The sequence below is a fragment of the Arhodomonas aquaeolei DSM 8974 genome, assembly GCF_000374645.1.
GTDB lineage: Bacteria > Pseudomonadota > Gammaproteobacteria > Nitrococcales > Nitrococcaceae > Arhodomonas > Arhodomonas aquaeolei.
This window is the reverse complement of record NZ_KB894809.1, coordinates 60,124-80,842: the sequence shown is the minus strand read 5'-3', so window position 1 is coordinate 80,842 and position 20,719 is coordinate 60,124. Positions and strand designations below refer to the sequence as shown.

General features: G+C 69.7%; 12 protein-coding genes and 1 pseudogene. 7 read left to right on the top strand and 6 right to left on the bottom strand.

From position 1 onward, the window contains the following. Positions 1 to 218: 218 nt before the first annotated feature. Entirely contained in the window at positions 219 to 698 is a 480-nt protein-coding gene (locus C516_RS0111120; protein ID WP_018718467.1) for a YbhB/YbcL family Raf kinase inhibitor-like protein, read from the top strand. Positions 699 to 777: 79 nt separating this feature from the next. On the opposite strand, the gene C516_RS20535 is transcribed toward C516_RS0111120, so the two are convergent. After that, on the bottom strand, positions 778 to 3,786 hold the full coding sequence (locus C516_RS20535) for an EAL domain-containing protein (protein ID WP_018718466.1): 3,009 nt from the start codon (positions 3,784 to 3,786) through the stop codon (positions 778 to 780). 223 nt (positions 3,787 to 4,009) lie between these two features. On the opposite strand from C516_RS20535, the gene C516_RS0111110 reads away from it, so the two are divergent. From C516_RS0111110 to C516_RS0111095, 4 genes are all read left to right on the top strand, one after another. Further along, positions 4,010 to 5,104, top strand: coding sequence for a tRNA-queuosine alpha-mannosyltransferase domain-containing protein (locus C516_RS0111110; RefSeq protein ID WP_018718465.1), 1,095 nt, complete (start codon positions 4,010 to 4,012; stop codon positions 5,102 to 5,104). Positions 5,105 to 5,185: 81 nt separating this feature from the next. Beyond that, a complete protein-coding gene (locus tag C516_RS0111105) occupies positions 5,186 to 5,785 on the top strand; it encodes a TetR/AcrR family transcriptional regulator (protein WP_040409495.1) in 600 nt (199 codons plus the stop codon). 644 nt (positions 5,786 to 6,429) lie between these two features. Continuing rightward, positions 6,430 to 7,728, top strand: coding sequence for a sulfite dehydrogenase (gene soxC, locus C516_RS0111100; RefSeq protein WP_018718463.1), 1,299 nt, complete (start codon positions 6,430 to 6,432; stop codon positions 7,726 to 7,728). Further along, complete coding sequence (locus C516_RS0111095; protein WP_018718462.1) at positions 7,715 to 8,299, top strand: c-type cytochrome; 585 nt, start codon at positions 7,715 to 7,717, stop codon at positions 8,297 to 8,299. The genes soxC and C516_RS0111095 overlap by 14 nt, the downstream gene beginning before the upstream one ends. A 61-nt stretch (positions 8,300 to 8,360) precedes the next feature. On the opposite strand, the gene C516_RS0111090 is transcribed toward C516_RS0111095, so the two are convergent. The 3 genes from C516_RS0111090 to C516_RS0111080 form a co-directional block, all read right to left on the bottom strand. Next, a complete protein-coding gene (locus C516_RS0111090; protein WP_018718461.1) occupies positions 8,361 to 10,571 on the bottom strand; it encodes a PhoX family protein in 2,211 nt (736 codons plus the stop codon). Between the two features lie 226 nt (positions 10,572 to 10,797). Further along, positions 10,798 to 12,273, bottom strand: coding sequence for a sensor domain-containing diguanylate cyclase (locus tag C516_RS0111085; protein WP_018718460.1), 1,476 nt, complete (start codon positions 12,271 to 12,273; stop codon positions 10,798 to 10,800). A 237-nt stretch (positions 12,274 to 12,510) separates the two neighbouring features. Then, positions 12,511 to 14,133 (bottom strand): aspartate:alanine exchanger family transporter, encoded by a 1,623-nt coding sequence (locus C516_RS0111080; protein ID WP_018718459.1) that lies wholly within the window; start codon positions 14,131 to 14,133, stop codon positions 12,511 to 12,513. A 130-nt stretch (positions 14,134 to 14,263) separates the two neighbouring features. On the opposite strand from C516_RS0111080, the gene C516_RS0111075 reads away from it, so the two are divergent. Together C516_RS0111075 and C516_RS21555 are read left to right on the top strand one after the other, a co-directional pair. Then, positions 14,264 to 15,802, top strand: a complete 1,539-nt coding sequence (locus C516_RS0111075; RefSeq protein WP_018718458.1) for a bifunctional aminoglycoside phosphotransferase/ATP-binding protein — start codon at positions 14,264 to 14,266, stop codon at positions 15,800 to 15,802. Between the two features lie 691 nt (positions 15,803 to 16,493). Further along, a pseudogene (locus tag C516_RS21555) lies at positions 16,494 to 16,697 on the top strand (hypothetical protein); the annotation flags it as partial. Positions 16,698 to 16,832: 135 nt separating this feature from the next. Here C516_RS21555 and C516_RS0111065 read toward each other — a convergent pair. Then, entirely contained in the window at positions 16,833 to 17,957 is a 1,125-nt protein-coding gene (locus tag C516_RS0111065; protein ID WP_018718456.1) for an ABC transporter permease, read from the bottom strand. A gap of 4 nt (positions 17,958 to 17,961) precedes the next feature. Further along, positions 17,962 to 20,673: a ribosome-associated ATPase/putative transporter RbbA gene (gene rbbA, locus C516_RS0111060; RefSeq protein ID WP_018718455.1), complete on the bottom strand. Its 2,712-nt coding sequence runs from the start codon at positions 20,671 to 20,673 to the stop codon at positions 17,962 to 17,964. Positions 20,674 to 20,719 lie beyond the last annotated feature (46 nt).

Below are 20,719 nucleotides of genomic sequence, written 5' to 3'. Positions count from 1 at the left end.
GCCGGTGGTCGGGGCGGCACCGTTGCGGCACAGCCTGACGCCGTTGCGGTTAATGCCGAGTTAACGCGGCCTTGTCCCGGCGCCGGGTCGCCCCCACACCGCACCGGGCGGGCGCTGCTGGCGCGTTACAACGGCGGGGGCCCATAATCGGGGCCTGCGCGGCGGGCCGGGCCCGGCGGCGTGATCGTCACATCAACCGAGAAGAACGGAGGTTCAGCATGGGTTTCGCGCTATCGGACATGACGCTGACCAGTGCCGCTTTCGAGAATGGCGGGGCGATCCCGACCCGTCACACGGGTGAGGGCGACGACGTCTCCCCGCCGCTGGCCTGGTCGGGCGCGCCGGAGGGCACCCGGGGCTTCGCGGTCATCTGTCACGACCCGGACGCGCCGCTGGTCTCGCCCAACGGCACCTACGGGTTCGTGCACTGGGTGCTCTACAACATCCCCGGCTCGGTGACGAGCCTCTCCGAGGGGATGACGGACTACACCGCCGGGCGGAATAACATGGACAAGGTCGGCTACAACGGCCCCATGCCGCCCGAGGGGCACGGCGTGCACCGCTACTATTTCTGGGTGCTGGCCCTGGACCAGGCCACGGAGCTGCCCGAGGGGCTGACGATGTGGCAGCTGCTCGAGCGCCTGGAACCCCACATCATCGGCATGAACCGCCTGATGGGCACCTACGAGCGCGGCTGATCCGCGCCGGGCGCGGTTGCGGCGATCCCCGCCGCGGCCGCAAGGCCCCGCCTGACCGGTCCGCCGGCGGGCCGCCTCCCTATCCGATTATCGGCGGCCGGCCGGCGAGGACGTCGTCCAGCGGCTGCGGCCGCCCCACGGCAAAGCCCTGGACGTAATCCACGCCGAGCTGCACGAGGCGCTCGCGCAGGGCGTCGTTGCTGACGAACTCGGCGACAGTGTGCAGCTCGTAGGCCTGGGCCAGGCGGGTGAACGCGGTCACCATCGCCTCGTTGCGCGGGTCGTCGAGCAGATCGCGAATGAACACCCCGTCAAGCTTGAGCACGTCGACGTTGAGGTGTTTGAGATAACCGAACGAGCTGAGCCCGGAACCGAAGTCGTCCAGTGCGAAGGTGCAGCCGAGCTCGCGTAGCCGCTCGATGAATGCCAGCGCCTCCGTGAAGTTGCGCACCACCGCCGTCTCGGTGACCTCGAAGGTCAGCCGTCTCGGGTCGATGCCGTTGCTGTGAATCGCGTTCTCGATCACGGTGAGCAGCTCGGTGGAGGCCAGCGACTGCCCGGACAGGTTGATCGACCAGTGGGCATCGGAGTCCGAGGCGGCGCCGATGGTGCCTAGCGCGTGCTCCACCACCCACTGGTCAACCCGTGGCACCAGGCCGTAGCGCTCGGCGATGGGCAGGAACACCCCCGGCGAGATTGTGCTGCCCGACTGGTCGAGCATGCGCAGCAGTATCTCGTAGTGGGCCCGGCCGTCGATCTCCCCGGAGGCCGGGACGATGGGCTGGCAGAGCAGCCGGAAGCGGTCGCCGCGCAGCGCGTCGTGCAGCTCCTGGGCCCATTCCATACCGCTGCGGTAGAGCTGCAGCGCCGTGTCCTCGGTGTCGTAGACCTGTACACGGTTGCGTCCACCATCCTTCGCCAGGTGGCAGGCGGCGTCGGCGGCGCCGAGCACCATCGCGGCGTCGCCGGCGTAGGCATCAACGGGGACGACGCCGATGCTCGCGGTGATCTGGAACGAGCGCCCGTCGGAGACGAAGTGCATGGCCTCGATCGCGCTCCGGTGGCCGTCGGCGATCTCCAGTGCCCGGCTCAGGTCGCAGTCGCGCAGCAGCAGCGTGAACTCGTCGCCGCCGAAGCGCGCGAGCACATCCCCGTGGTGGACACGCTCGTGCAGCAGCTGGGCGACCTGACGCAGCAGGGCGTCGCCCGCGCTGTGGCCGGCGGTGTCGTTGATCACCCGGAACTGGTCGACGTCGAGGTAGCACAGAGCGTGCTGCTCCGAGCCGGTGCGGCAGTCGAGCACCGCCTGCTCCAGCGCCGTTTCGAATGCGGTGCGGTTGGGCAGGCCGGTGAGGGGGTCGTGGGTCGACTGGTGGCGCAGTTCCGCCTCGATGGCGCGCAGGGACGATAGGTCGCGCATGACCACCAGCACCCGCCCGGGGCGGTCGCCGCCAGGCAGCGTGCGCAGGCGCACCTCCACCGGGATGGTGGCGCCCCTGGCGGTGGTGAGCTGTGTCTCGTAGCGGTGCGGGGTGCCCTGGCGGACCTGATCCAGGAGATGGGCGCCGGCGCGCAGGGCGCCGCCGGCGATCCCGCCCGGCTCCTCGCCGATGACCTCTCCGCGGCTGTAGCCCGTGGCCTCGAAGAACTGCCGGTTCGCCGACTGAATGCGCCCGTCCGGCCCCACCAGCAGGATCAGGTCCAGCGAGGCGTCGTGGATCGCCGCCAGTTCCGCCATCGAGTGGCGCAGCGCCGCCTCGGTCTCCTTGCGCTCGGTAATGTCGAACAGAAAGGCGTCGATGCGCATGCCGTCGCCGTCGCGGATCGTGGGAGTACCCAGGTGCAGGACCCAGCGGACGCTGTCGTCGCCCAGCCGGATACGGTGCTCCACGTCGTACGGCCGGCCGCGGCTCACTGCGCGGTCGATGGCGCGGGTCAGCATGGCGCGGTCGTCCGGGTGAATGAGCGTGTCCCAGTGGTCATGGCCGGTGCGCAGCCGCCAGGCCCCCTGGCCGAAGAAGGTGGCGCCCTCGGTGGCAAGCAGCTCGGGCGCGCTGCCGCTGACCCAGTGCATGCGCAGGGCCACGCCGGGGAGGTTATCGAGGATGGCCTGGATGCGCTCCTCGCTCTCGCGCAGGTCGCGGGTACGCCGGCGCACGCGGGCGTCGAGCACGAAGTTGCCCGCCAGCAGGACGATGACGGCGATACCGAAGAAGCCCAGGATCCAGAAGACCCAGAAGGGCAGGATCCATTCCGGTTCGTCGCGGACACCGAGCCACCGGGACTGGAGACGGTAGTAGACGGAATCAGGGTCGGACTTGAGGGTGCGGACCGCCGTGTCGAGCTGCTCGCGCAGCGCCGCGCCGCTGGCGGCCTCCAGGGAAACGGCGAAGTGCAGCTCCACCGGCTGGAAGACGATGGGTGCCGGCACCGCGCCGTAGGTGGGATAGAGCCGGTTGCCGATGTCCTTGTTGCTCGCCACCGCATCGACGCGCCCGGTGGCGAGCGCGTTGAAGGCGTCCCGGTAGCTGGCCAGGGCAACGAGCTCGGCGTCGATGCCGAAGCTCTCCAGGAGCTCGTGCAGCCCGCCGCTGCCGGAGACGTTGACGCTGCCTTCGAGGGTGCCGACCCGGCGGCCGTCCAGGTCCAGGAGGGACTCGATACCGCCGTGCGGGCGCACGTACACCCGCGACCAGCTCGTCAGGACGGTCTCCTCGCAGAAGCGCATGCGCTCGGCGCGCTCCGCGGTACGCGCGACGTCGGGCATGACGTCGATCTCGCCCGCCTGCAGCCGTGCGAGGCCCTCGGACCAGGTGCCGGGTACCCATTCCAGCTGCCAGTCCTCCCGCTCGGCGATGGTCTTCAGCAGCTCTGCCCAGAAGCCCTGGGGCTCGCCGTCGCTGCCGGTGAACAGCCGCGGCGGATTGTCGTAGATACCCACGCGCACGGTGCGCGCCTGGGCGGCGACGGATGCACAGAGCAACAGCGCGAGCACCGACAGCAGCAGTGCCGGCAACCCGGTATGCCGCCGGCGTGCGGGCCGGGCGTCCTCGGCGCCGCGCAGGCACTTTCGGCGGTCCCAACGCATCGGTATCGCGCAGTCCTTCTTTATTAGCGTTATCCGTTCTGTGGCGGCGGTGGCGGCCCCCTCGACCCGACCCGCCCCTGAAGCCTAGTCGAGTCGCGGCGGTAGTGTAAAAGCCGGAACCGTCGGCGGAGGAGGCTGTCTGCCCCAGAGGGGATCACCATTGCGCCGCCTCGTGGGAGAATGGCGCATCGATCACGAACGAAAATACCGATCAGGGATATCCATGAACACGCAAAGGCCGACGGCGTGGCTGCTCTCCGCTTACCGTGCGGACAGTCATCGTGCCTGGGCGGACTGGCTCGTGCGGACCATCGATGATGTCCAGTGGAGCCGCTTCGAGCTGCCCGGCCGGCATTTCCGATGGCGCATCCGCGGCAACCCGCTGTCCTGGCTCGATACGCTGCCCGCCGAGCCGCCGGCGCTGATCGTCGCGACCTCGATGGTCGACCTCGCCACCCTGCGCGGGCTGTTCCCGGCGCTCGCGGGCGTTCCGGCGTTGCTGTATTTCCACGAGAACCAGTTCGCCTACCCGGTGAGCCCGCAGCAGGTGCGCTCGGTGGAGCCGCAGATGGTGCAGCTGTATGCCGCGCTCGCTGCCGATCGGCTGTTGTTCAACTCCGCGTTCAACCGCGAGAGCTTCCTGGAGGGCGTGGCGGCGCTGCTCGACCGGATGCCGGACGCCGTCCCGGAGGGCATCGCCGAGCGTCTGCGGCCGGCCTGCGAGGTGCTGCCCGTGCCGGTGAAACCGATTCCGCCGGCGCCGGAGCGCGACCCGCGGCTGATCCTGTGGAACCATCGCTGGGAGTACGACAAGGCCCCGGAGGTCTTCGCGGAGGCCATGATCACCCTCGCCGAGCGGGGCAACGACTTCCGGCTCGCGCTGCTCGGACCCCGCCCGCGCCATGTGCCGACGCCGCTGACCCGGCTGCGCGAGGCGCTGGGCGAGCGCATCGTTGCCGACGGTCGGGTCGAGCGGCAACGTTACCGCTCGTTGCTCGGCCAGGCCGGTATCGTGGTGAGTACGGCCCACCACGAGTTCCAGGGCCTGGGGGTGATCGAGGCCGCGAGCGCCGGCGCCTGCCCGCTGGTGCCCGACGCGCTGTGCTACCCGGAGCAGTACCCGGAGATCTATCGCTATGCCTGGAACGACGCCAACGCGCTGACCGAGCGGCTGGAGGAGTGGCTGGAGCGTGGCCTGCCGCCTGTGCCGGACGTCTCCGCCTGGCATGGCGAGCACCTGCGCGCCCGATGGGCGGAACGTATCCACACCGCGGCCGGGCTGCGCGACGGTGCGACCCGGGTGCGCCGCAACGGCTGACAGGCGTGCCCGGCGCTTTCCTCGCGCCGGGGCGGCGTGGGTATACTGCGGCAGCCTTTCATCGTTAGTGGTTCTATGGTCATGCAGGATGCACCCGGCGCCGGGGACGGCGCGGATACCCCGAGGGAGCGGATCCTCCAGGCGGCTGCGCGGCTGTTCGCCGAGCACGGCTTTCATGCCACGGGTATGAAGGAGCTGGAGCGCGAGACCGGGCTTGGCCGCAGCTCGCTCTACTACCAGTTCTCCAGCAAGGAAGAGATCCTCTTCGAGATCCTCACCCGCTACCTGCGCGCGCTCATCGCGTACGGCAACGGCCTGCTCGCCGAGCCCATGACCGCCGAGGAGCGGCTGCGTGCGCTCTCGCGCCGGGTCATGGAAACCATCGCCCACCATCGCCCGGAGCTCACGGTGTGTTTCCGCGAGCAGCACGCCATCGGTGCGGAGCGGCACGAGGCGGTTCAGGCCCTGCACCGCGACTACGAGGCGGTGTGGGCGGCGGTGCTCCAGCGCGGCGTCGACGACGGCAGCTTCCGCCGCGGCGGGCCGTTCACCGTCAAGGCCCTGCTCGGTCTTCACCACTACAGCTACCTCTGGCTCCGGCCCGATGGCAGCCGCACCCCGCGGGAGATCGCCGACGAGTTCGTCGACCTCGTCCTCGACGGCCTCGCCAGCGGCGACTGACTCCCCGTTTACCCCACTATCGCAAGGTGGCGGGAAGCGCCGGTCTCACGGCAGCCGTGAGCCCGGGTGGATACCGTTGCCCGGATCGAGCGATTTGCGGGGTCGGGTGTCCGGTTTTTGATGACACGGAAACAGGCGTGGACGCCCTTGCGCATGGCCGCCCCCAGGGTGGCCATCCTGGCTTTGCCTGCCTGCGCAGGCGCTCGCGGAACGCGCGCGTATCGGGGCCACAGGGTCGGCGGCCCAAGGCAGTCGGCGTCGCCAGCACGGCAGGACCGGATAGTGGCTGCCAGGAGCGGTCAAGCCACAACCACACGGCCGGGGCGGAATCGTGCGCAGGGTACCTGTCGGTGGTGCGAGGGTGTCGTACGGCCCCGGCACACGATCCCCGCGAAAGGCCGATTCCGCGCCCCTCCCGTGGGCGGGCGTCTCCCGGCCTTCGCCATGCCTTTCCCTGTGACTGTTGGTTGCCTTCGAGCAACCCGCCTGCGGCTGAAACGGCCGGACAGATCCCTTTCCCCTGTCCATGCCGGGGCTGACAGCGCCGCCCACGCAGTCTAAAGTGGAGTGTATGGACTGGTCGGTACAGTTCCGGCCCGTCCCGCCTTCGAAGGCGTCGCAGGGCTGACAGGGGAGGAGAAGGCATGACAAAGAAGACACGTGACGAGGGAGACACCGGCACCGACACGGCCCCGGCGGATCCCAGGCGTCGGCGCTTCATGCGGGACGCGGCGATGCTGGCAGGCGCCGCTGCGGCACCGGGTGCCGTGGGCTCCGCGCTCGCCGCGGGCAAGCCCGAGCCGCTGGCGGTGCCCTCGTGGACCACGCAGCAGGGCAGCCCGATACTCACCCCGGCCTACGGGATGCCCTCGAAGTTCGAGAAGGACGTGGTGCGCCGGCCCACCGATCTGACCCCCACGGACCTGTCCTCCTGGAGCTTCACGCCACTGCAGGACCTCAACGGGATGATCACGCCCAACGGTCTGGTCTACGAGCGTCACCACGGTGGCGTGCCGGCCATCCACCCCTCCGAGCACCGGCTGGTGGTCCACGGGCTGGTGGAGCAGCCGCTGATGTTCACCATCGACGAGCTGATGCGCTTCCCGCAGGTCTCGATGATCCGTTTCCTCGAGTGTTCCGGGAATACGCTGACGGAGTGGAAGTCCGCGACCGGCACCACGGTCCAGGACACCCACGGTCTGCTGAGCTGCTGCGAGTGGACCGGCGTGCCGCTGTCCACGGTCCTGAAGGAGGCGGGCGTGCAGCCTGAGGGCAAGTGGATCCTGGCCGAGGGCGCGGACGCCGCCGCCATGACCCGCAGCATCCCCATGGACAAGGCGATGGACGACGCGCTGCTGTGCTACGCGCAGAACGGCGAGGCGCTGCGCCCGGAGCAGGGCTATCCCCTGCGCCTGATCCTGCCGGGCTACGAGGGCAACACCCAGATCAAGTGGCTGCGGCGGCTGGAGGTCGGCAGCGAGCCGTACATGACCCGCGAGGAGACTTCCAAGTACACGGATCTCATGCCCGACGGCACGGCCCGGCAGTTCACCTACATCATGGAGGCCAAGTCCGTCATCACCTCGCCGTCCGGTGGCCAGCGTGTCGGGGGCAAGGGCTTCCACGAGATCCGCGGGCTGGCCTGGTCCGGGCGCGGCCGTATCACCCGTGTGGATGTCTCCGTCGACGGCGGCCGCAACTGGGAGACCGCGGAGCTCGACGACCCGGTGCTGCCGCGCTGCGTGACCCGGTTCCGCCTGCCGTGGCGCTGGAGCGGCGCCGAGGCGGTGCTGCAGAGCCGCGCCATCGACGAGACGGGCTACGTCCAGCCCACGCGGGAGCAGCTCATCGACGCCCGCGGGCTGGACTACGTGTATCACTACAACGGCATCCAGTCCTGGCACGTCGCGCCGGACGGGGAGGTCACCAATGTTCACGCGTAAGCATGCGATCGCGGCATTCGCCGTACTCGCCGGGCTCGCCCTCGCCGGCGCGGCAGGGGCCGCGGACAACGGGCGCACCTATGATCTCGGCACGCCGGTGACACACGAAACCATCGCCAAATGGGATATCGACGTGCCGCCGAGCGGCAAGGGCCTGCCCGAGGGCAGCGGCAGCGTCGCCCAGGGGCGCGAGGTCTATGCCAAGAACTGCGCGAGCTGCCACGGCGAGAAGGGCGAGGGCGGCCCGATGAACCGCCTGGTGGGCGGCCGGGGCACGCTGGCCTCCGATAGCCCCGTAAAGACGGTGGGCAGCTACTGGCCCGACGCGACAACGGTGTTCGACTATGTCCACCGCGCCATGCCGTTCACGGCGCCGGAGTCGTTGTCCGCGCACCAGGTGTACGCGGTGACCGCCTACCTGCTGCACCTCAACGGCATCGTGCCCGCGGATGCGACCCTCGACCGGGAATCCCTGCCCGAGGTGAAGATGCCGAACCGCGACGGCTTCGTCTCGCCCGACCCGAGGCCGGACACCGACAACACCGCCTGCATGGAGGACTGTGGCGACTGAGCCCGGCAACGGTACGGGCCCGGCGCGCGGCCGGGCCCGTGATCGCCTCCGGCGGCGGGGCTCAGCTGCCGACGCGGCCGCCGTCGGTGCGGCGCACCGCGATCAGGCTGGGCCGGGGCTGGATGACGCCGTTGCGGTCCTTCGGCGCGTTGCCGAGCTCGCCGTCCGGCCAGCTGCTGGTCGGGCCGGTGAGGTCGCCGCCGTCGCCCGGGTGCTGGATGTCGAGGAACAGCGCCGTTTCGTCCGGGTTGAACTCGCAGCCGCAGACCTCGCAGTCCACCGGACCGGCCATGAAGCGGCGTAGTTTTCCGCGCGCGGCGCCGGTGGTGGGCACGGCGAAGGTGCCGTCGTGGCCGAAGGGATTGCCGTCGGTGATGATCCAGAGATTGTGCCGGCTGTCGTGGGTGAGGTTGTCCGGGCAGCCGAAGGCGTCGACCTCCTCGGCACGGCCGTAGCCGCCGAAGTAGGTCGTGGTGTCCGCGAGGCCGCCCACCGGCGCCTCGCCCACCGCCTCGCTGAAGTGGCGCATGGTGCCCTCGCTGTCGATGAAACGACCCCTGGCCGGGTCGCCGGCGAGCAGGAATATCTCCCAGGTGAAGGTCGTGGCGCCGTGGTCGGGGCCGTCCTCGCGGATCTCGACGACGTGGCCGAGGGTGTTGTGCAGGCGCGGGTTGGCGGCGTCGGCGTTGGTGGCGTCGCGGGCGACCGGGTTGTCCGCGTCCTTGGCGTTCTTGGTCATCGCGATGTAGACACGGCCATTGAAAGGCTCGATGTCCTCGGGCCGGTCCATGGGGGTGGCGCCGGCCTGGCTCGCGGCCTCGCGGGCCATGGCGAGCACGTCCGCCTGGTTGCGGAAGCCGTTCGCCTCGGTGAGCCCGTTGCGGCCGTGCACGAGGGCCAGCCACTCGCCATTGCCGTCGCTGTCGAAGCGGGCGGCGTAGAGCGTGCCGCGGTCGAGGATGTCGTCGTCCTTGCCGGTGTCCGTGCCGACGGCATCGTCGGAGACGAACTTGTAGACGAACTCCAGGCGGGAGTCGTCGCCGGAGTAGACGGCCACGCGGCGGTCGTTGGTCAGTGTCGCGGCCGCGCACTCGTGCTTGAACCGGCCCATGGCGGTGCGTTTCTTCGGCACGTCGTCCGGGTTGAACGGATCGGTCTCCACGATCCAGCCGAAGCGGAGGATCTCGTTGGGCTCCCGGGCCAGGTCGAAGCGGGCGTCGCTCGCCCGCCCGGAACGCTCCCAGCGGCGGAAGGAGGGCCCGTCGCTGATGTAGCCGGCGACGCTGCGCACGGCCCGCGCCAGGTACGGGTCACGGGCGGCGATATCGGCGAGCACGTCGTCGTTGAAGTTGGCGAAGTACTGGTCGATGTTCTCCTCCGCCGCGAGGTAGGTGCGCCACGGGGTCTGGCCGCCGGCGCAGTTGTTGAGCGTGCCCATCACGCGGGTGCCGTCCTGGCCGATCTGGCCGGTCCCGGCGGCGAGACGGGCGCGAAGCAGATCGTGGCCGCGGGCCGGGCCGGAGATCTCGATCGGGGTCTGCGCGGTCACCCGGCGGTTGTAACGGGAGTCCCTGCGGTAGCGCCAGCCCCCGGTGGTGCGCTCCACCTCGACCACGCTGATGCCGTGGGCGTTCTGCATGACGCCGACGGCCTCGCCGCGCTGATCCTCACTCAGTCCGTCGAAGAAGGCGTCCGGGTTGCCGAAGCCGGGGAATAGCAGGTCGTCGTTGGTGTACTCGTGGTTGATGCACAGCAGGCCGCGGTCGCTGCGCCCGTCGAGGGTGAAGAAGTGCGCGGCGTCGCAGTTGTAGCCGAAGCGCTGTGCCTGCGCGTCGGCGGCGCCGGGCTGGTAGAGCCCGCCCTCGGCGATGGTGGTGGTGTCGAGGTCCTCGACGTCCGGGGTCAGGCTGTCGCCCCAGCGCGCGATGATGTCGACCGTGTAGCCCTCGGGCACCACGACCGTGTCGGCGCTGGACTGCGCGATGGGGGTGAAGCTCAGGGTGTCGGCGAGGAAGGCGTCGTCGCCGGCGGCGGCGCGGGCGTCGGACGCGATCATCATCAGGTTCGGGGCGGCCAGGATCGGTGCCGCGCCGAGGGCGCCGCGGAGCACGGACCGGCGGCTCACCCGCTGCTGGAGGACGTCGGCAAACGGTGTCTCCGGACGTGTCCGGCTCTCCAGCGGACGGTCCACGTCGTTGCCGTTATTGCCGCGGGGGGCGTCGCTGTCGGTCAGCGACGTGCGCGTGATGCGTTGCGTGTCGTCGAATGCCATAGGTGCCTCCTGCCGGCGGGTAGCGTCGTTGTGCTCTTGGCCACGATCCCTGCGCCCGCGCCCGGGTGGAGCGCCGTGACCGGGCGGGACTGGAACGTTTCGAGGCAGGAGGTTACGGCGGGCGTCTTGCGATTTGATGACGCCGGACGGCCACCAGGGGGGTGGGATCGGGGCCAGACCGGCAACGGTGCGTCCGGTGCGGGATCCGGCGTCTGCGTCGGTGCCGCTAGTGGAGCGTGCCGTAGCGCACGCGGTTGCGGCCGTCGCGCTTTGCCCGGTAGAGGGCGTCGTCCGCGGCGGCGATCAGTGTCTCCTCGTCCGGGGGGCCGGTGGTCTCGCCGGGGAGATAGGTTGCGGCGCCGATGCTCACGCTCATTGCCCGCTTCAGCCCGGAGATCGCTTCCACGGCTGAGCGCAGCCGTTCACAGGCGGTCGCGGAGGCGTCGTTGCCCGTCTCCGGCATGATCAGCACGAACTCCTCGCCGCCGTAGCGGGCCAGGAAATCCGAGTCGCGGGTGAAGCCGTTCATGGCGTCGGCGACGGCCTGCAGGGCATCGTCACCGGCCGGATGGCCGAAACGGTCGTTGTACTGCTTGAACAGGTCGACGTCGATGAGCGCCACCGACACCGCGTGGCCGCCGCGCCGGCTGGCCGCCAGGGCCTCGGTGAGGCGCTGCTGGAAGGCGCGCCGGTTGGGCAGGCCCGTGAGTGAATCGGCCAGGGCGAACGCGGTGAGCTTGTGGTTGGCCAGCTCCAGCTCCGCGCGCTGGCGTTCCAGCTCCATGCGGTTGTGTTTGACCTCGGTGATGTCCAGGAGCTGGGCGATGAAGTACCGTGCCTCGCCTTCGTTGCCGCGGACCAGCGACGCGCTGACCAGACACCACAGCGTCTCGCCCATCGCGTTGACGTAGCGTTTCTCCAACCGGTAGGACCGCCTCTGGCCGGCGCGCATCTCCGCCAGCAGGTCCTGGCCCAGGTCGACGTCCTCCGGGTGTGCGAATTCCCGGGTATCGCGGCCGAACAGTTCGTCCTCGCGGTAGCCGAACATCTCCAGCAGGGCACGGTTGGCACGGAGTATGTGTCCCTCCGTGTCCACGAGCAGCATGCCGACCGGGGCGAACTCGAAGGCGCTTTCGAAGAGCTCGTTACTCTGTTCCAGGTGCGTGATCGCCTCCTCTCGCTGCTGTTGCAGGACGTCTCTCTCGATGACCTGACCGAGACCCTGCGCCATCAGTTCCACGAACTCGGTGTCCGCCTTGCTGAAGGGAATGGTGCGTGGCGCGATGGCGGAGAAGTTGATCGTGCCCCAGATCCGGCCGTTTACCCGGATCGGTGCGCCGATGTAGCTCTCCAGGTGCATCTCCCGGTAGACCGGGTGCTCCCTCATTGCCGGGTCGCTGCCGACGTGGTTGTAGGTTATCGCCGCGCCGGTGCCAACGACCCGGGCGCAGTAGGTGTCGCCGAGCTCGAAGACGTCGTCTTTCGCGATGCCGTGCTCGGCCGGCTGGACCGCGCGGACCGTGTAGCGGCAGTCGTCGATGTGACTGACGATGCCGATGTCCATGCCCATGAGCCTGAGACCGGCGGTGAGGTGGGCGGTGTAGCGGCTCGGATAGTCCGGGTAACGGCTGATCTGCAGGCGATAGAGTTCGCGCAGGCGGTGTACGTATCCGGTTTGTTCGTCTTCTTCCGTCGAACTCATAGGCGTGTCGCTGCCATGGGCGTCGTCGCAAAGGTCCGGCAGTGTCGGATAACCCCGAGCGAAGAGGTACGGGCGATGCCCATACGCCGGTATTGGTACCGTCGCTCTGCCCGGGAGCATAACGCCCGTGCCCGCCTGGGTCATGTCATGACCCGGACGGGCCAGCGGAGTGCGGTGGACTCGGGCGAGCGGGTGGTACCGCGGCCGCAGCCCATTCAGCCCGGTTGTGCCCGGGGGCTAGAACGCCCTGAGACTGGCGATGGCCAGGTGCATGCCCTGCACGAGCACGATGACCAGGATCAGGGATACCGGATAGACCGAGGAATAGGCGACCACCGGGCGCTCGGAGCTGTCCACCTGGCGGATGATGTCGAGGCCCGGCGTGAAGGTCATGCCGCCGCAGATCACACCGAAGCACTCGCTGATGGGGATGCGGAGCAGGTAGTGGCCCACCAGGAAGCTCCCGGCCATGGGGACCACGGCGAAGGCCACGGCGTAGAACGCGTAATAGATGGCCTGTGCGTCGAGGGCGTCGACGAAGCTCTGGCCCGTCTCCAGACCGACCTGCACGAAGAACAGGGCCAGGCCGAACTCCTTGAGCACGGCGGTGGCGTTGCGCGGGAAGCGGCCGATGAAATTGCCGATGTGGCCGAAGTGCCCGAAGATCAGCCCGGAGACCAGTGCGCCGCCCGCGAGTCCCAGGGAGAACTGGCCCAGGGTGGGGATCGGGATGATCACCCCGCCGATGGCGAAGGCCAGGAACAGCGTCGCCGCCAGTGAGCCGATGTCCACCCGGCGCTGCACGGTGTGGTGCTCGTGGCCGAGGAAGAGCTCGAGCTGATCGAGCTGGTAGGGCGTGCCCACGGCCACGACCACGTCCCCGTATTCCAGGGTGAGGTCGTGGCGCGGGACGAACTCCACGTTGGAGCGCACCACCCGGGTGAGCGAGACGTTGTAGCGCAGACGGATGCCCAGGTCGCTGAGCGAGCGGTTGACCACCGAGAGGTTCTCCACCGCGATGGAACGGGTGTCGAGCTCGGCGTTCTCGTCGAAGCTCTCCTGGATCTCCTCGCCGAGGGCCGGCCCGACCCGTTCGACGTCCTCGGCCCGGCCCTCCAGCCGGATCACGTCGCCGACGAGGATCGGGGTGTTGCCGCCGGCGGGCAGCATCGAGAGGTCGCGTAACACCCCGGAGACGACGACGTCGTTCTCGGTGAGCACGTCGAGGTCGCGGATCAGGCGGCCGTTGTAGTCTGCGTTGTTCACCTTGTAGACCGCGGTGTGGACGTCGGAATGGGCGTTGAGCTCCTCGGCGACCTGACGGCGGAGCAGCTTCACGGCGACCGTGATGAACAGGATCACGCCGAGCAGGCCGAAGGGATAGGCCACGCCGTAGCCGAAGATCACCTGCTCGTCGGGGCTGAACTGCAGCGCGCTGATGAGCGCCGGACTGGAGGTGAAGGACCCGGCGAACAGCCCCAGGCCGATGCCCATGGGTACGCCGGTGGCCACCACGATCGCGACCACCGTGACGCCCGCGATGGCGAGCAGCGCGAGCACGTTCACGATGTATTCCCGCGCATGCTGGCGGAAGGCGCGGAAGAAGCTCGGTCCGGCCTCCAGCCCCACCGAGAGCAGGAACAGCACGATGCCCAGGTCCTGGAGGATGGTGACCGGCTCGAACTGCCAGAAGTAGCCGGCGACCATGGCGGCGATCAGCACCCCGCTGGAGCCGAAGCCCACGCCCTTGATCCGCAGGTTACCGAAGGCGATGCCGACCAGGATCACCAGGAAGTTGATCAGCAGGTCGGTCTTCTGAAAGAAGAACTGGAAGGCGTAGAGGCCGTCGGTTTCCGGCATCGGGCGGTCCCTGTCGATGGCAGGCGTGTCGTTTCAGCCGTGTCTTAGCATTCGCAACACGGCGCTGCAACAATGGACCCCGGCGGCGCGGCCGCGCCGCTGCACGATACGGCCACAGGGAGCGAGCGCATTGACGGATCAGCGAGCGGTCATCGATTTCCTGGCAGACCCGGGAACGCACGGCCTGGGGGCGGGCGAGGTCACCCGTATCGACACCCACAGTGCGGTGGTCTTCCTCGCCGGCGAGCGCGTCTACAAGATCAAGCGCGCCATCGACCTCGGTTTCCTGGACTTCTCCACGCTCGCCGCGCGTGAGCGTTTCTGCCGCGCCGAGGTCGAGCTCAACCGCCGCACCGCGCCGGCGCTCTACCTCGGGGTGTCCACCGTCAACCGTGACGCCGGGGGCCGCCTCGCCCTGGACGGCCCGGGTAACGTCGTGGAGTACGTGGTCGTGCTCCGGCGCTTCGACCAGGACACGCTCTTCGACCGCATGGCGGCGCGCGGCGAGCTCGACGTGCCGCTGATGATCCGCCTCGCCGACCGCATCGCCGCCTTTCACGGCGAGGCCGCCGTGGTTGCGGACGCGGCGGGCGCCGACGCCGTGCGCGCCACCGTCGAGGGCAACCGCGGGAGCTTCGCCGCGCTGCCCGCCGGGATCCTCGATGCCGATACCGCGGAGACCCTCACACGGGATTGCCTGGCGGCCGTGGGCCGGCTGGGCGGGTGCCTCGACCGGCGTGCCCGGGATGGCCGCGTGCGCCGCTGCCACGGCGATCTCCACCTGCGCAATATCTGCCTGTTCGAGGGCGAACCCACGGTGTTCGACTGCATCGAGTTCAACCGCTCGCTCTCGGACATCGATGTCCTCTACGATCTCGCCTTCCTGCTCATGGACCTCTGGCACCGGGACCTCCCCGGGCTCGCCAACGCGGTGTTCAACCGCTACCTGGACCGGCGTGACGAGGCCGACGGCGTCGCCGCGCTGCCGCTGTTCATGGCCATGCGTGCCGCCATCCGTGCCCACGTGGGGGCCCGCGCGGCCGGGGTGCAGCGCGAGCGAGCGGCGGGCGAGGCCCAGGCCGACGAGGCGCGGGCGTACCTGGCCCTCGCCGCCCGGGCGCTGGAGGCCGTGCCCCCGCGGCTGGTGGCGGTGGGGGGCTTTAGTGGCACAGGCAAGTCGAGCCTCGCCTACGCCCTTGCGCCCGGGCTGGGCGTCGCGCCCGGGGCGCGGGTGCTGCGCAGCGACGTCTTCCGCAAGCGCCGTTTCGGCCGCGCGCCCGAGGCGGCCCTGCCGGACGAGGCGTACCGGCCCGAGGTGTCTGAGGCGGTGTACGCCGGGGTGCTAGAGCGCGCGGGCGAGCTGCTCGCCGACGGCCACAGCGTGGTGCTGGACATGGTCTTCGACCGGCCGGAGGACCGGGCCGCAGCCGAGGCCGTGGCCGCGACCCACGGTGTGCCGTTCACGGGGTTCTGGCTGACCGCCCCGAGGGATGTCCTCGTCGAACGGGTGCGCCGGCGTAGTGACGATGCCTCCGATGCCACGGTCGCCGTGCTCGACCGCCAGCTTGCCCGCGGCGCCGGTGAACCGGACTGGCGGCAGCTGGACGCCACGCGGCCCGTGGAGGCGCTCAGGCGCGAGGCAGAGTCGCTGCTGGCCGGTCCGGGCTAGCCGGCTGCGGCCGGACCGGCGCGGCAACGGCGCAGGACGAGGCTCGGGTAGGTCGCGCGCCGCAGGCGTGCGACATTCCGGACCGGTCCCGGCAGCGTCGCACACGGGCTGCGACCACGCATGGCCTTGTATGTTGACGCCGGTAGGTCGGCTGCCCGCAGGCAGCCGACGTCCTGCCATACCCGCCGTGGACCGGCCATGCGCCGGTAACCGGCACAGGCCTCGAAGCTGTTGGCTGCCAGGAGCAGCCAACCTGCGGGTGGCATGGTATATCCCGGCCGGAACCGGCGGGGCCGCTGGAGGTGGTACTGGAGACGGGCTCGCGGGTGCGCTACTGGGCACGGCGTCTGCATGCTCAGGGGGTGGAGGTGCGGTTGTTGCCGGCGCAGCGCGTGTGCGAGCACCGCAGCTCGGGTAGATCGGCTGCTCTTGGCAACCGACAGCCGCGATGATGTCGCTCACGTGGCGGAGCGACACCGGCGCCGGCAATGAGGCACGGCACTGCCCGACAGACGAGGTCAGGGCAGACAACGGCCGGCAGGTCGTCAGGTTTTCCCGGTAACCCGCAAGCAAACTGGCAAAAACCTCCCGGACAAGATCCAGGATCGTGCACGGCCGACAGGCCCTAGACGTCGTCCCGCCGGAGTAGTGTGCGGAATGATGTGCACAAGCTAGAGCGAGGTGAGCGGCCATGGTATTCGGGTTGGTTGACCGACCACCTGAATCCCCTTGGGAGGGCGAAGCCATGGCCACTCACACTCGAAAGGCTACTGCGAGCGGCGAGGCGCTGGAAGCATTACTTGGCGAGGATCGGGATCTGCTGCGGGCGCTGGTGCACGAGACGGTGCAGCAGGCGCTGGAGGCGCAGATGCAGGAGTGTCTCAAGGCCGCGCCTGGCGAGCGTACCGATGCGCGCGAGGGCTACCGAGCCGGCCACTACGCGGGCTCATTCGATGCCGGCCCGTGGCGCAGCGACCTGTGCCACCTCGATGAGGCACTGATACATAAGTGCAGCCGGGGGGCCTTCACACTAGCCGGCCGCGGCCAGGCTCGCGCGGAAGCGGTACAGGGCGAAGCTGAAGAACACCAGCGCCAGCCCGGTTATCGCCAGCAGGTCCGGCCATACGAGGTCGATGCCCGCGCCGCGATAGAGCACGGCCTGGGCGAAGCGCACGAAGTGCGCCGCGGGCAGGGCCTGCATCAGTGCCTGCAGGATCTCGGGCATGCTCTCCATCGGGGTCGTGGCCCCGGAGAGCAGGATCATTACGATGAATACCGGGATCGCGAGCAGCCCGAACTGCGGCATCGAGCGTGCCAGCGTCGCCAGCAGGATCCCCAGTGCGGTGGTGGCGAACAGGTACAGTGCCGCACCACAGAGGAACAGCGGGATCGAGCCGGCCACGGGCACGCCCAGCCACCATCGAACCACAACGTTGAGCGAGACGGTCGCCGCGATCAGGATCACCAGGGCGTTGGCCCAGACCTTGGCGAGCATGATCTCCGCCGCGCTCAGCGGCATCACCAGCAGGTGTTCCAGGGTCCCGTGCTCGCGTTCACGGATCACCGCCGCCCCCACCAGGACGATGGAGAGGATGGTGATGCTGTTGCTGATCTGCATCACCGCGGTGAACCATTTCACCTCCAGGTTCGGGTTGAAGCGTGCGCGGGTCACCCAGTCCACCGGCAGGCTCGTCGAGGCGTCCTCGCGGCTGACGAAGCGGCGCGTCTCCTGGGAGACGATCTCCTGGACGTAGGCGGCGCCTATCCCGGCCTGGCTCATGGCGGTGGCGTCCACCAGTATCTGCACCGCGGGCTGCCTGCCGGAGAGCACGTCGGTCTCGAAATCCGGCGGAATGTCGACCACGAAGGTGTAGTGGCCGTTGTCCATGGTGCGGTCGATCGATCGCGGTGCGATCTCCTCTGCCGGCTGGAAGTAGGGCGGCAGGAAGGCGTCCGTGATCGAGCGCGACAGCGACGAGTGGTCCTCGTCCACCACCGCGATGGAGGCGTTGTCCACGCCCATCTTGAGCCCGTTCGCCACCGCGTAGACCGCGGCCGTGAATGCGTAGACGATGAGCACCAGCATCACCGGATCCCGGCCGAGGCTCGCCAGCTCCTTCAGACCCAGCCAGAAGATATTCTGCAGCCGCCGCATCGCCTCAGCGCTCCTGCTTCGGCAGCAGTGCCGTCGCCACCAGCATGAAGCCGCTCGCGAAGGCCGCCAGGGCGAGATACTCCGGGAGCATGGCGCCGGCCCCGAGGCCCTTGGCGAAGGTACCCACGCTGATGGTCTGGAACCAGGATGCCGGGAACGACACGCCGATGGTGTGGGGCGCCGCGTCAAGCCCGGATACCGGGGACATGAACCCGGAGAAGTTGATCGAGGGAATCACGGTGATGATCGCCGCGGCGAACAGCGCGGCCACCTGGCTGCGCACGAAGCTCGATATCAGCAGCCCCAGCCCGGTGCTGGCGAACACGTACAGCACGGCACCGAGAATCAGCGCCAGCGGGCTGCCCGTGAACGGCACACCGAAGAGTGTGAGCGCCAGTGCCACCAGGGTGACAAAGCTCATCAGTGCCACCGCAACGTAGGGCAGCTGTTTGCCGATCAGGAATTCGGGCCGCCGGGTCGGCGTGGCGTAGACGTTGGTGATCGAGCCCATCTCCTTCTCCCGGACCACGCCCACGGCGGTGAGCATCGCGGGTACGATCATGAGCAGCAGCATGATCACGCCGGGGGTGATCGCGTTGGCGCTCTCGAAGGCCTGGTTGTAGCGCAGCCGGGTGATCGTCGTCGCCGGCGAGGCGGCGGCCAGGGCCTCCGGATGCGCCCGGTAGAGGTCCTCGACGTACTCCTGGAGTACGCCGCTGACGTAGCCGCGGGTGGTCTCGGCGCGGAACGGCATGGCCCCGTCGATCCAGATGCCCAGCTCCGGGCGATTGCCGGCCAGCAGGTCGTGGCCGTACTCCGGCGGGATTACCAGCGCGACCAGCAGCTCCCCGCTGGCGAGCCGCCGCTCCATGTCCGCGTCGTCGGCGATCGGGGCGCGCTCCTCGAAGTAGCGCGAGCCCCGGAAGTGCTCCAGCAGTTGCCGGCTCTCGGTGGAGCGGTCGTGGTCGAGCACGGCGAAGGGCATGTTGTCCACGTCGAAGGAGATGCCGTAGCCGAAGGCGATCATCAGCAGCAGCGGGCCGAACAGCGCGAAGGCCAGCCGTATCGGGTCGCGCCGCAGCTCCAGTGCCTCGCGCCAGGTGAAGGCGGCGAGCCGGCGGAGCCCGGCGGGCAGCCTCGTGTGGCTGCGCCTGGCGGCCGGTGCGGCGGCCTCGCCGGCGTCCGGCTGTTCCCCCGGTGGTTCGGCCTCTTCGAGATAGGCGATGAATGCCGTCTCGAGGTCGTCGGCGTTGTGGGTTTCGCGCAGGCGCTGCGGCGTGTCCACGGCGAGCACGCGGCCGGCGTGCATCAGCGAGATGCGGTCGCACCGTGCCGCCTCGTTCATGAAGTGGGTGGACAGGAAGATCGTCACGCCGTCCTCGCGGGCGAGCCGGATGAGCTCGCGCCAGAAGGCGTCGCGGGCGACCGGGTCGACACCGGAGGTGGGCTCGTCGAGGATCAGCAGCTCCGGGCCGTGGATGAGTGCCACCGCCAGCGACAGGCGCTGGCGCACCCCCAGGGGCAGGGCGCCGGGCAGGGTGTCCGCGACGTTCTCCAGGCGGAACCGGCGCAGGCTCTCCGCGACCCGCTCGCCGACGGCGGCGGCCGGCAGGTGGAACAGCCGCGCGTGCAGCGCCAGGTTCTGGCGCACGGTGAGCTCCTCGTAGAGCGAGAACGACTGGGACATGTAGCCCACGCGCTCGCGGGCGCGCAGCCCCGTGCCCACGGGCTCGCCCAGGACCCGCGCCTCACCCGCGCTCGCCGGCAGCAGCCCGGTGAGCATCTTCATGGTGGTGGTCTTGCCACAGCCGTTGGAGCCGAGGAAGCCGAAGATCTCGCCGCGGCGGATGCGGAAGCTCACATCGTCCACGGCGGTGAAGCTGCCGAACCGGCGGGTGAGGTGCTCGGCCTCGATGACCACCGGCGTGTCGTCCGCCGGGGGCGGCGGGACGGTGACGCCGGCGGTCTCGCCGTCGGCGGCGTCCGGCATCAGCGCGACGAAGGCGGACTCCAGGTCCTGCGTGCCCGTGTGTCCGCGCAGCGCCGCCGGCGTGCCGGTGGCAAGGACCCGGCCGCCGTGCATGGCCACGAGGTGGTCGAAGCGCTCGGCCTCCTCCATGTAGGCGGTCGCCACCACCACGCTCATGCCCGGGCGGCGTTCGCGGATGCCATCAAGCAGGGCCCAGAACTGGCGGCGCGAGAGCGGGTCGACGCCGGTGGTGGGCTCATCGAGGATGAGCAGGTCCGGGTCGTGGATGAGTGCGCAGCACAGCCCGAGCTTCTGCTTCATGCCGCCGGAGAGCTTGCCGGCCGGGCGGTCGGCGAAGGGCAGCAGTCCGGTGGCGTCCAGCAGCCGTTGGGCGCGGGCGCGCCGTTCCGCCGGGGGCTGGGCGAACAGCCGGCCGAAGAAGTCCACGTTCTCCGCCACGCTCAGGGTGGGGTAGAGGTTGCCACCGAGCCCCTGGGGCATGTAGGCGATGCGCTCGCACACCGCCCGGCGGTGGGCCGCGCTCGCCATGTCCCCGTCCAGCGCATGGAGCGTGCCGGCCTGCAGCCGGCGCACGCCGGCGAGCAGGCCGAGCAGGGTGGACTTGCCCACCCCGTCCGGTCCGATCAGGCCCACCAGCCCGCCGGCGGGGACGTCCAGGTCCACGGCCTCCAGCGCGGTGGTATCGCCGTAGTGGTGGGTGATGCCGTGCAGGCTCGCGACGTTCATCGCCGGTACCCCCGGGGGTGGCGGGGCGGCGTCCGCCGGTCCGCGA